Below are 12,332 nucleotides of genomic sequence, written 5' to 3'. Positions count from 1 at the left end.
AAGTGAACATCCCAAAAATACATACCAACCTATTATGGGACCTAACAGCCTTATTCGCGCTATTGACCGTTTCCTATTTGATAATTATTTTCCTTTTAAGGAATAGCTTTTTGATAAAATGGAATAATAGAGATGAAAAAAAGAAACATATACGTGGAATTATAAGTCAACTAATACTTAATGAGCAAGGAACGGTTATGATAGACGCCAGTGCCCTAATGGATGTTAAACTGGAATTGTGGAAGTTTTTGAGGCAGGAAGGCAACAGACGTATAATGACCAATATCCTACTAGAACTGAACAATGACCTTGATGATGAAGTTAAACCCATTATCCATAGGCTTTCCAAGGAATTTGAATTAGCTGTGGAAGTCGTTGAAAACTCAAAAAAAATATCGAACAATGGTATTCCCAATACTACAACCCCTGATTTTAATAATATGGAAAGCGGAAAGTTAAAAGACCTGGAATCAATTATGCAAGACCCAACTTTTGGATTACCATTGAATAACAATTTACAAGAAAAAGGTATGGCTACCGATAAAACCATTGGGACTGGGTTAAATATTGACTTCATCCCGTTGGTAACACAATTTGATACGGAAACCGATGACAAATCCCTGGAATTTCAAGAAGGGTTATTGACCAATCACGATATGGATTTTTTGATGGAGTTTTTGGATTTGGAAGATTTTGAAATTAACCCATATGAAGGAATAAGTAAGGAATTTGAGAATGAAAAAAGAGGAGCAAATAAAGATAAAGAGGGAGATTCGTTTTTAAACATAGACTTTCTACCAATTATTTGTGAAGTGGAAGAGGAGGGAGAGGTCCTGAATCCGATTGTTGATATTAAAGAAATAGAGGTGGAATACGAGGTGGTCATAGACCCTTTCATAAAAAAACAAATTAACGACATGCTAAAGTCGCATGTCAGGGAGCAAGTACAGGAAGATACCATCATTTTAGAAGGTGATGTACTGGATTTGGGCAAAATGCAATTACCTGTGGCCAAATTTTATTCCAATAAAGAGTCCAAAAGAGTAAAACTATTACATGCCATAGCCGAATTGGGGGATATTCGTGAGGTTCCATTATTAAGTGAAATGATGGACGTTGAGGAAAATGAATCCATAGGTTGCCTTATAAAAGAAATAATATTCAAATTTCTTTCTGAGTATCCCGTGGATGAAGATGAGGTTGAAAGGAATTCAAATAAAGTGGATTTTGGCAATTATTATGTTTTCAACCGTTTGTTCAATGCATTGGACATGGAATCACAACTAATTCTTTTGGAAGAAATTGTTAAGATAGGGGAACAACATGAGCTTGACTTTTTGGAGACCTTACATAGTCATCCAATCAAGATCATTCGCGAGAAAGCCAAGTCTGTCTCCACTATCCTAAATAAAAAATTGAGGGATGTGGAAAATAATGAAAAAGTCAAGCCAGAAGTTTTCAAAAAGGATAAAAATATTGGATCAGGGAAGTCTGTATCAGAAAATACCAATGCCGTTAAGGGCACCGCTAAAACGCCAACAGCTTCCATGTCTAGAAGTACACAGACATCCAATAAAGATAAAGGGAACATGCCTCAGGAATCTTTAGAATTCAATGACCTTTTTCAAATAGATTTTGATTTGGCGCCACCAGAGAAATTAATTGATCAGGATTGGCCTATTAGTGGGAAGGATAGGAATATACAGGATTTGGAAGAAATTCACTTTTTGGAGCAGTTAAAAGATCTGACCAACAGGATTTTTAAGAGATAAAACATAATAATCCCTTCATTTGACAACTAAAATCCCACTGTACACAACAATTTATTGGCACGAAAAAAGATAATAAATATGTTTACAATATAATTATTGACCCAAACAATAATAATTTAAAACCAAGTCTTACTATGTTATACGACACCTACGGAGAGGAATATCTAGCATTCCTTCAAGATTTAAATGAAATTTTGAGTTTAAACGAATTAGTCGAGTTGGACTACATGTAGTTCAACCCAACATTCAAAATCCAAAACCCCTATTTAAGATGGCAAAACAAAATCCAGACAACGCAGCTTATTTAAATTTTATTGAAGATTTAAATGAAATCCTAATTGATTTCAACATCAGCAAATTAAGTTATTCTTAACCAATTAAATTAGAAACAAAGAGGCCGAATAAAATATCGTTTTATTCGGCCTCTTTGTTTTGGTCCATTTATCCCAAATAGGTCTTAAGCAATTTGCTTCTAGAGTTATGTCGAAGCTTTCTTATGGCCTTTTCGCGTATTTGTCTAACTCTTTCCCTGGTGAGGTCAAAAGTCAGGCCAATCTCGGCTAAAGTCATGGACTGAAGGTCTCCTATGCCATAGTATAATTTTACTACATCTGCCTCTCTTTGGGAAAGTGTATCCAAAGCCCTATTAATCTCCGTATTTAAGGACTCTTGCAATAATAACATGTCAGGTCTTGGAGACTCCCCTGATCTAAGTACATCGTAAAGATTGGAGTCCTCTCCCTCCCTGAACGGGGCATCCATGGAAACGTGTCTTCCAGAATTTTTTAAGGATTGCTTTACCTCACTGACGGACATTTCCAATTCCTTGGCAATTTCATCAGGCGATGGTGGTCGTTGATGTGCCTGCTCTAGATAGGAAAATGTTTTTTTTATTTTATTTATGGAACCAATCTTGTTCAAGGGTAAACGTACAACCCGGGATTGTTCGGCCAGCGCTTGCAGAATTGCTTGCCGTATCCACCAAACTGCATATGAAATGAATTTAAAGCCCCTTGTCTCATCAAAACGTTTTGCTGCCTTCACTAAGCCAACATTGCCCTCATTAATTAAATCTGGAAGTTTTAAACCTTGGTTTTGATATTGTTTGGCAACGGAAACCACAAATCTTAAATTGGCAGTAGTTAGTTTTTCCAAGGCAATTTGATCTCCATCCCTTATTTTTTGTGCTAATTCTACCTCTTCATTTGCAGTGATCAACTCTATTTTACTGATATCTTGCAAATATTTGTCTAGTGATTTTGATTCCCTATTCGTAACCTGCTTGATAATCTTTAGTTGCCTCATATATATTTGTTATTTGGAATTAGAAGTATTAATCTCTCATTATACCTCTTTTTTACGTCTTTTCCAAAAGAAGTAGCATTACTTATACATAATTTATGAGAAGTTTAAGATATTCATTATGGAATACAATTTTTAAAATACTAATTTACTTTCTTGTACTATTTTAAATTTTTAAATAAGAAATTGCGATACTTAAGGTGAATTCGAATTAATAGGTAGAATGAGTAAAAGAGCATTGGTCAAATATTTGTCAGCATTAAAAAAGAAGGAGTTGGAGGCGCAATTAATTGACTTATATCAGAGATTTCCGGCAGTAAAGGAATATTATGATTTTGCATTTAACCCCAAGGAAGACAAGATGGTACAGGAGGCAAAAACAAAAATTTCCAATGAGTACTTTCCGCTTAAAAGAAAAAGACCAAAGGCCAGAAGATCTATAGCCCATAAATATATAAAGCACTACATAAAGCTTGGCGTAGACCCCCATTTGATATCTGACCTTATGTTGTACAACTTGGAAGTGGCCCAATCTTTTTCGGTTGAGAAAAATGTCCCGGAAGCCTTCTTTAAAAGTATGGGAAATTCATTTAACGAACTGGTCCAGTATATTTCTCTGAACGCATTGCTCAGCGAGTATAAAGACAGAATTGTTGCTTGCTATTTATTTGCCACAGACCATAATTGGCCCAATAGGGAGGACTTCTCAAGGTCCTTGGACATAATAGACTAACTTGGAACCTGCCAAATTTCTTGTAGCATAAAGCCTTTGCAATTGCCATCCAACAAAATTCGGATTTAGCCTGGTTTATAATACCCTATCGTCTTTTCTTAATGGGTACTTAATGCGGTAAATGGGCTACTTGCGATTCTTCAATTTTATGTTTTTGCCTTTTAAATTTGATACCAGCGCAAAAAACTCTTAATTTTGTAAGGTTTGATTTTTCTTAATTATATAATGCCCATTTCAATTTGGATCAACCTAAAGAAAGTATAGAAAAAACACTTTATGATTATCAAGAGGAGGATTTGAACACCATTTTTAAGTGTTTGGAAGAGTCTGCCGACGATATCAACCTATTGTACCAATTACCCACTGGGGGAGGAAAAACAGTTGTTTTCTCAGAAATTGCCAGACGATATATTCATAAAACCAATAAAAAGGTAGTAGTTCTTACCCATAGGATCGAATTAAGTAGTCAGACCTCCAGGATGCTTAAAGGGTTTGGCGTAAAAAACAAAATAATTAATAGTGAGGTAAAGGACTTACAGGACCAGGACCAATACATGTGCTTTGTGGCCATGGTAGAAACCTTGAACAATAGACTTCAGGATGATAAAGTTAGGATCAACGATATTGGACTTGTTATCATTGATGAAGCCCATTACAATTCTTTTAGAAAATTATTCAAATATTTTAAAAAATCCATTATTCTTGGGGTAACGGCAACGCCTTTAAGTTCCAACATTAAGCTCCCAATGAAAGACCACTATCAAAAATTGATCGTGGGAGAATCCATTTCGTCCCTCATTGGAAAAAACTTTTTGGCAAATGCCAATATGTATAACTACGATGTAAGCCTTAAAAGTTTAAAATTGGGTATTAGTGGGGATTATACCGTAAAATCTTCGGATGAGCTATATGGCAACCAAAACATGCTTACCAAATTGGTCAATGCCTATGAGGAGATTGCAAAAGGTACCAAAACACTAATTTTCAATAATGGTATCAATACCTCATTATACGTTTATGACACCTTTAAAAAAGCTGGGTACAACATTCGGCATTTGGACAACAAGAACAGCGCATCTGAACGTAAGGATATTTTAAAATGGTTTTCAAAAACCCCGGATGCCATCCTAACTTCCGTAAGTATATTGACCACTGGATTTGATGAACCCACCGTTGAAACCATTATTTTAAACAGGGCCACCAAATCTTTGACGCTTTATTTCCAGATGATTGGTAGGGGTTCCCGAATCCTGCCAAATAAAAATGAGTTTACAGTAGTTGATTTAGGAAATAATGTTGCCAGGTTTGGACTTTGGAACGCTCCCATTGATTGGCAGGAAATTTTTCACTTTCCGGATTTCTTTTTGGAAAGTTTAAAGAATGATGAAGAAATTGAACGGGATTTTGTTTATGAGATGCCGGACGATCTAAAAGCCCTATTTAGTAAGTCCAATAATATTGAATTCGATGTAAAAGCAGAATATAAAAAAGTTTTTGCACAAGGACTTAAATCCAAAACTGTTCTGGAGAATAGTATTGAACAGCATGCTACCATATGCGTAGAAAATAGTAAGGATGTTTTTGACGCCCGTATTTTAGCTAAAAAATTGAAGGAGGAGATAGCCTATAGGGTGCGCCAATATTCCTATTGTATTATGAACAATACCAAAAACTACAAGGAGTGGTTGGAAGAGGATTATGAGCGTAAACTGCGCTCTAAAATTTCTCAGAAATTCGCCATGCGAATGTAGTTAAGATCACCCCGAAAATGGATAAAAAAATATTGATAATAGGCTATGTCTGGCCAGAACCCAGTACAACTGCAGCAGGGGGGCGAATGTTGCAGTTAATCCATTTCTTTTTGGAACAGGGCTATCAGGTAACTTTTTCCAGTACTGCAGCAGAAAGTGAATATTCCTATGACCTGACGGGCATTGGGGTAAGCAAAAAACCCATTTTACTCAATCATTCCAGTTTTGATATTTTCTTAAAGGATTTAAATCCAGCTATTGTTCTTTTTGATCGTTTTTTGACCGAAGAACAGTTTGGATGGCGTGTTGTGCAGAATAATCCGAATGCCGTGCGCATTTTGGACACTGAAGATTTGCACTCGCTTAGACATTGCCGACAGCTGGCCTATAAAAAATCGCTTCCCTTTACTACTCAAAATTGGCTGGGCCAAGACCTGACGAAACGCGAAATGGCCAGTATATATAGATGTGATCTTAGTTTTATTATTTCCTTGCATGAAATTGACCTACTGGCCAAGACCTTAAAAATAGATGACAGTTTACTATTGCATTTGCCCATGATGTATGATGTAATTGATGAGGAACAACGGAATAATTGGCTCGATTTTAATCAAAAAAAAGACTTTGTGTGTATCGGCAATGGGAAACATGCCCCCAATATAGATGCCGTACAAACCTTAAAAAAGGAAATATGGCCTATGATTCGCAGTGTATTGACCACTGCCAATTTATTCATCTATGGAGCTTATATGCCCGAAAGCATTAAACAATTGAACAGCCCAAAACAAGGGTTTCACATTATGGGACATGCAGATAATGCAAATGAAGTTGTTTCCAAGGCAAGGTTAAATTTGGCGCCCTTAAATTTTGGGGCGGGGATAAAGGGTAAATTGTTAAATGGCATGCTAAGTGGCACGCCCAGTATTACTACGGATATTGGTGCCGAAGGAATTTGTGCCAACTTACCTTGGAACGGACTAATTGCCAATGACCCTGATACCTTTGCAAAAGCCGCCATACTCCTTTATCAAAATAAGGACAAGTGGTCCAAGGCTCAGCAGAATGGTATTGACATTATCAATAATTATTACAACAAGGCCGTGCTTCAACAAATTTTATTGGATAAAATAGGGCAGATTAACAAAGATTTAGCTGCGCATAGATCACATAATTTTATAGGGGCCATGCTCTTACACCATACCCAGGCAAGCACCAAATTTATGTCCAAGTGGATCGAGGAAAAAAATTCCAGACCACAATAGGGGAAACACTTTTGGTTAAAATTATCAAAGTTAGGAATTTAGTAAAGTATGTTATCTTTGGTCACTGTTAAACCATTTTTGAAATGCAGAAAAAAATTGATTGGAAAGTAGTTCGGGAATTTGAAGATATAACCTATAAGAAGAGTGGGGGTGTTGCCCGTATAGCTTTTAACAGGCCCAATGTAAGAAATGCGTTTAGGCCCAAAACTACAGCTGAGCTTTATCAGGCTTTTTATGATGCCCAGGAGGATTCCAGTATTGGTGTAGTCCTGCTTTCGGGAGAAGGTCCGTCCACAAAGGATGGTATATATTCCTTTTGCAGTGGTGGCGACCAAAAGGCCAGGGGGCATAAAGGTTATGTTGGGGAAGATGGCATGCACCGCTTAAATATTTTGGAAGTACAGCGTCTAATCAGGTTTATGCCCAAAGTGGTCATAGCCGTGGTTCCTGGCTGGGCTGTTGGTGGTGGTCACAGTTTACATGTGGTATGCGATTTAACCTTGGCCAGTAAGGAACATGCAATCTTTAAACAAACAGATGCTGATGTAACAAGTTTTGACGGTGGGTACGGCTCCGCCTACCTGGCAAAGATGGTAGGACAGAAAAAGGCGCGGGAAATATTTTTTCTTGGCAGAAATTATTCCGCCCAAGAAGCGATGGAAATGGGAATGGTAAACGCCGTTATTCCTCATGACGAATTGGAAACTACCGCTTATGAGTGGGCCCAGGAAATTCTCGAAAAATCGCCTACTTCCATAAAAATGCTAAAGTTTGCCATGAACCTAACAGACGACGGAATGGTTGGACAACAGGTATTTGCCGGCGAAGCTACAAGATTGGCCTATATGACAGAGGAAGCCAAAGAAGGAAGAAACGCCTTTTTGGAAAAGCGTAAACCAAATTTTGGAAAGAACAATTGGATTCCTTAAGTATCTTGATCCAATGGAAAAATTACCAAAACATTAAAACTAAAAAGAGCCTTGTCTTTTGGATCAAGGCTCTTTTACGAGAACACTATATGAAAATGAAAAATCTTTATTTCTTTATTACACTACTAAAGTAGGGTAGAAGGGCGTATTGGGAAAACTATTGTTGTGAAGGGATAAAAAGTTGTGGTATATCAAGAGAAACTTGATATGTACCTGAAAAAAAAATGAAATTGGAGTAGTTAATATTAAGTTATGGCATTCAAAAAAATACATGAACAGTTAAAAGAAGCATTGGAGGCGGAAGGAATAAAAGAACCTCTTCCATTTCAAAAGGCAATCCTTTCAAAAATCAAAGGGGGGTCCAGTGTTTTTGGTATTGCCCCTGAAGGTGCCGGTAAGACTACCTCTATAATTATAAGTACACTTCAAAAACTGGATTGCGCCGCATTTGAAGAAGCTCCACGAGCGCTAATCTTTGTAAAGGACAAGGAATCGGCTTTGGCCCTGCAAAATGAATTTGAGCGCTTTACAAGGAGAATGGACCTGCGAATTTACCCCGTATATGAAGAACATAATATAGAAGCGCAGCGGAATGAAATTTTTGAGGGGGTTGATATCGTCATAGCCACGCCTAAAAGATTAAGCAAGATTTTTTACCTGAACGGTATCAATCTGGGTAAACTTAAATTATTTATTGTGGACGACGCTGAATTCTTGTCCAAACCCACTCCTTTTTCTGATGTGATTCGGATTCCTGAAAGTTTGGACAGATGTCAGTACGCCATCTTTTCTACTAAATTCGATCCCCGTATGGAACGCATGCAGGAATTGTTTATGGCCAACGCCCAGATCGTTCAAGTAGGTGAGTAGTTGAATTGGCCAATCCATATTGCCTTTTTCAATTCTTCCATCACGACTAAAAACGCCTTAAACTAAAAAGAGCTTTATCCTTTAGGACAAAGCTCTTTCACGAGAACACTATATGAAAATGAAAAAATTGTTATTTCGTTTTTATTACACTACTAAAGTATGTTGAACAGCTGTTGGCAAGAAATTAATGTTGGGAAATGGCCAATTTATGTGGTGAATGGACCATTTTGTGATATCTCTCTTTTATTCCAAATCCAAAAACAGGATTCCAACTCCTCCCAAAGGATAAAAAAGGCCTTTTCTTTATTTATTTTAGATATGATATTTTAGGACCGCTAATGTTACCGGGTTCCAATTTTTTAAATATGGCAAAAACTCACATTATTGGAATGTGTTCCGGGTTTGGAAGAACAATTTTACCGGCTCAAAATCTGAAAAACCATTATTGGCGCACCATTACCACTGTTTTAAAGTACAGTCAAAGCCTTTTTATTTTTTTTTAAATTATCTTTAATATTATCTATCTCCCGATTCAATATTTAGTTATCCAACAAGTATGAATAATTGGTTGTCATTTTTAGTTTTATGGTTTGTATTGCCATTTTATTCCCAAACTTCTGAAAATACCATTTCGGGAAGGGTGACCGATGTATGGGAAGCTCCCATTCCAAATGTAAATATTCTGCTCAAAGGCACTCAACGGGGCGCACAAACCGATGAAAGTGGATGGTTCTCCTTAAAAGCAAATGCCAATGAGGTTTTAATCTTCTCTTCCCTGGGATTTGGCAGCTATGAATTTGTGGTGCCAGAATCGGGAGAAGAACTTAAAATTATCCTATCTCCTAAGGCGACCGTGTTGGATGAAGTAACGTTAAAGAAAAGGAAACTAAAAACCCAAAAGGATATTTTGGCCGAATTTCCAGAAAATACAAATCTGGTCAAGACCTCAAGGGGCGTTTTAAACAAGGAGCGTTCTTCATCGGCTTTTCAGGTTATCAGCGGTAAGGATCTGGTGGCAACAGGCCCGGATTTTTTGGCCTCTTTAATGAACTTTAATCCTAGTATGAGGGTTGTTCGAGTTCCTGAAGTAAAGGTCTACTTGCGTAGGGTTGCTTATTCCATGTATGATACCATCAGGACACCTCCGAAGGCCATTTTTGATGTGGACGGATTCATACAGGAGACCGCACCTACGTATCTATCAGCACACGATATTGACCGCGTGGCTATTCTCGAACGAAATGCTGCAATATCCCGATATGGACCAATGGGTGTAGGAGGCGTTATAGTTATCAATACCAAGGCCACCACCCAATTGGATTACAGTGAAGTTGGTAAGCGGTATGATAATTCAGCTTTACGGGACAGTCTAAATGAATTGTTTATAGACCAAAATAGGAATGCGCCAAAACCTCCTGATTAAATAGATGTTTTTTGCGAGTCCACTTCCGCAGAGGAAGCAGAGCTATTCTTGGAAAGTGATAAAGAATTTTTATCTGAAGACCCAATTTTTCTTGGACTTGGCCGATTATTTTAAGGAACGTATGATAGAAGAAAACACCAAATATACTCCTAGAGGAAGATCTACATCACTTTCCAGAAAATATTACAAATTTAAGAGTGCTTATTTTAAGGAAACAAAATTGTCAATATTTAATTTTGCTTTTATTCGGTTGTTCCATTTTACCAAGCCATCGTGGTCACTGCCGTTATGGGTTTCCTTTTCAATTTTTTTCACCTCTGTTAAAGCTCCCAGGTACATTTCATCAAAAATCAATTTTGCCTCATCAAAGGTCATATTCTCCGTAATCCGCGATGCGGCCAATTGTCTATAAACTTCGTAAATATCAAAAATGATATTGAAATATACCAGCTTATTTTTTGTACGCTCATAGCTGAACTGAGAGGAATCGATATCCAACAAAGTGCGGCTCACTATCTCTGTAATCCCATTTTCACCTTTATAACTATCCACCATATAACAAATATTGATATTGTCCTTGTCTTTTTGGGAAGGTTTGCTTCGAAGTTGTTGAAATGGCGTATCATAGGCTTTGCCGGTTGTTATATTTTTCCCGGGGTTATTTTTCATTTCACCATCCTCATTTTCTTCCGTGGATAAATCATGTATATGTTCCCAACCAAGCCTTCTCGCACGCTGCCAAGAAATGACAGTAGGCCTTGTATATTTTAAATCATTCAATGGGATATAATTATTGAAGTTAATCAGGAATCCGTTTTTTTTCATGAAATCCATCGACTTGTTTTCGTTGATGCTTTTGGGAAATTGGTAATTGATCTCCCAGAAATCGTCAGACGCCTGCAAGGCTATCATTTTGTCATAATCATTGTTAAAGGGAATCGTCCGAGTAAAATAGGGGTCTTCAAAAAAAGTGTCATAATCAAAGAAATATAGAAAAGTTCGGGAATCGATGATCTCCGAAACATTTTTAGATCTATAACCCATTTGAAAGTGAAGTTCCAAATATTGAATCTTTTCAAGATCCATAGGGTTAAAAACAATATTTAGCCTAATCTCCTTGGGAGTCAGATCAACATCAGGGTTGATGGAAGTCAAGGCGTTTGTTTTGGGGTCTTCGGCCCAAAGTTCTATTTTTTTGATTACCAAAAGTTTAGGGTCAACCAACATTTGTCCATAAAACAATCTACCATTGGCCACTTTGGGTGAAAAGGATAAGGATACTTCCTCCTTGTTACAGCTGATGCAATCATCAATTTTTACATCGTAAATTCTTTCAATGGCATTATAGGTCAAATTCCCTGGATAATCTGGCAATATTTGTTTGGAGGTCCCAAAAAGTTGAAAGTCACTTAAAATTTTGGTGTTGTCCAAGCTATAGAAGGGGAAGGAGCTATTTTGTCCAAATCGACCACTTTTGACCCGAAGTTCCGAAATACCCTTTGCTAAATTTTGCTCAGTGTTGTAGAAACCCTCTACCTGCTCGATCGGAATGTTTCTTGTAGAGGAAACCATGGTCAGAAAGGCCTTGCTTACTGTTGTACTTATACTCTTTCGGTAGACCTCAATAACCCTGCCCAATAGTGTATAGGGGTACACCCTGTCTGCTCCTGCGGTAAGTACAACTTCGTCCAAAACAGAAACATCCATTTCCAAATTAAGTTTGGATTCTTTCTCAAAATAAGATAATGCCGCTTTTTTGGTTTTAAACCCCAAGTGTCTTATTTCTAAAGAATCTCTAGAAAAAGCGCTATCCACGGCAAATTTGCCATCCTCGTTTGTTATAGTGGAATGAGCCTTTGTACCGTAAATCCTTATAGTACAATAGGGTAATGGCTCATTTGACATCCCATCATAAATAAAGCCCTCTATTTTTGACTGCGCCAAACTAGTAGTGCAAGTAAATATTATAAATAGGAAAATAATTTTTTTCATACCCCTTACTTCTCCCTTAAAAGTATTTTACACTAAGTTAATCGTTTTATTTTTAGGGTGTGATTTGATTGAAGGTTTATGGTTAGGCTTTTTTTAAATTGAATTTGCACAAATTTTTGTTTTTATAGATGTACCTCCAATTATCTTTTTCGAAGTCGATTAATAGTAAATACGCCCGATGCCATGGGATAAAATTAAGGATGCCATGGCGGTAGCTGATGGTTTCAACATAATAGTCGCCACTCAAATGCTAACACCTCAGCTTTAATGGGCCGATAAAATCTGGGTTTTGAAAGCA

General features: G+C 37.2%; 9 protein-coding genes. 7 read left to right on the top strand and 2 right to left on the bottom strand.

The genetic code is table 11. The annotated features are described in order from the left end of the window. Positions 1-2: 2 nt before the first annotated feature. Positions 3-1,772, top strand: a complete 1,770-nt coding sequence (locus CWD91_RS12785) for a hypothetical protein (protein ID WP_103441332.1) — start codon at positions 3-5, stop codon at positions 1,770-1,772. Positions 1,773-2,213: 441 nt separating this feature from the next. Here the strand turns inward: CWD91_RS12785 and CWD91_RS12780 are convergent, their stop codons facing one another. Continuing rightward, entirely contained in the window at positions 2,214-3,077 is an 864-nt protein-coding gene (locus tag CWD91_RS12780) for a sigma-70 family RNA polymerase sigma factor (RefSeq protein WP_103441331.1), read from the bottom strand. 220 nt (positions 3,078-3,297) lie between these two features. On the opposite strand from CWD91_RS12780, the gene CWD91_RS12775 reads away from it, so the two are divergent. The 6 genes from CWD91_RS12775 to CWD91_RS12750 all read left to right on the top strand — a co-directional run bounded on the left by CWD91_RS12775 (position 3,298) and on the right by CWD91_RS12750 (position 10,042). After that, the gene (locus CWD91_RS12775) at positions 3,298-3,807 is read left to right on the top strand and encodes a DUF6155 family protein (protein ID WP_103441330.1); all 510 of its coding nucleotides are present in this window, start codon (positions 3,298-3,300) and stop codon (positions 3,805-3,807) included. A 239-nt stretch (positions 3,808-4,046) separates the two neighbouring features. Then, positions 4,047-5,558 carry a DEAD/DEAH box helicase gene (locus CWD91_RS12770; RefSeq protein ID WP_103441329.1) on the top strand — a complete coding sequence of 504 codons (1,512 nt, stop codon included), beginning with the start codon at positions 4,047-4,049 and terminating at the stop codon, positions 5,556-5,558. A gap of 17 nt (positions 5,559-5,575) precedes the next feature. Next, positions 5,576-6,820 (top strand): glycosyltransferase, encoded by a 1,245-nt coding sequence (locus CWD91_RS12765; RefSeq protein ID WP_103441328.1) that lies wholly within the window; start codon positions 5,576-5,578, stop codon positions 6,818-6,820. Between the two features lie 83 nt (positions 6,821-6,903). Next, the gene (locus CWD91_RS12760; protein WP_239985765.1) at positions 6,904-7,749 is read left to right on the top strand and encodes a 1,4-dihydroxy-2-naphthoyl-CoA synthase; all 846 of its coding nucleotides are present in this window, start codon (positions 6,904-6,906) and stop codon (positions 7,747-7,749) included. Positions 7,750-8,001: 252 nt separating this feature from the next. Beyond that, complete coding sequence (locus tag CWD91_RS12755; protein ID WP_103441327.1) at positions 8,002-8,619, top strand: DEAD/DEAH box helicase; 618 nt, start codon at positions 8,002-8,004, stop codon at positions 8,617-8,619. Between the two features lie 556 nt (positions 8,620-9,175). Next, entirely contained in the window at positions 9,176-10,042 is an 867-nt protein-coding gene (locus tag CWD91_RS12750) for a carboxypeptidase-like regulatory domain-containing protein (protein WP_103441326.1), read from the top strand. 201 nt (positions 10,043-10,243) lie between these two features. Here CWD91_RS12750 and CWD91_RS12745 read toward each other — a convergent pair whose 3' ends face one another. Beyond that, positions 10,244-12,034 (bottom strand): carboxypeptidase-like regulatory domain-containing protein, encoded by a 1,791-nt coding sequence (locus tag CWD91_RS12745; RefSeq protein WP_103441325.1) that lies wholly within the window; start codon positions 12,032-12,034, stop codon positions 10,244-10,246. Positions 12,035-12,332: the final 298 nt, after the last annotated feature.

The sequence above is a fragment of the Arenibacter hampyeongensis genome, assembly GCF_002909255.1.
Classification (GTDB): Bacteria; Bacteroidota; Bacteroidia; order Flavobacteriales; family Flavobacteriaceae; genus Arenibacter; species Arenibacter hampyeongensis.
Note: the sequence above shows the minus strand (reverse complement) of the source record. Positions and strands in the feature narration are given on the sequence as shown.

Coding starts and splice junctions, on each gene's coding strand:
- CWD91_RS12780 (WP_103441331.1), bottom strand. CDS start 3,077: ATGAGGCAACTAAAGATTATCAAGCAGGTTACGAATAGGGAATCAAAA.
- CWD91_RS12775 (WP_103441330.1), top strand. CDS start 3,298: ATGAGTAAAAGAGCATTGGTCAAATATTTGTCAGCATTAAAAAAGAAG.
- CWD91_RS12765 (WP_103441328.1), top strand. CDS start 5,576: ATGGATAAAAAAATATTGATAATAGGCTATGTCTGGCCAGAACCCAGT.
- CWD91_RS12760 (WP_239985765.1), top strand. CDS start 6,904: ATGCAGAAAAAAATTGATTGGAAAGTAGTTCGGGAATTTGAAGATATA.
- CWD91_RS12755 (WP_103441327.1), top strand. CDS start 8,002: ATGGCATTCAAAAAAATACATGAACAGTTAAAAGAAGCATTGGAGGCG.
- CWD91_RS12750 (WP_103441326.1), top strand. CDS start 9,176: ATGAATAATTGGTTGTCATTTTTAGTTTTATGGTTTGTATTGCCATTT.
- CWD91_RS12745 (WP_103441325.1), bottom strand. CDS start 12,034: ATGAAAAAAATTATTTTCCTATTTATAATATTTACTTGCACTACTAGT.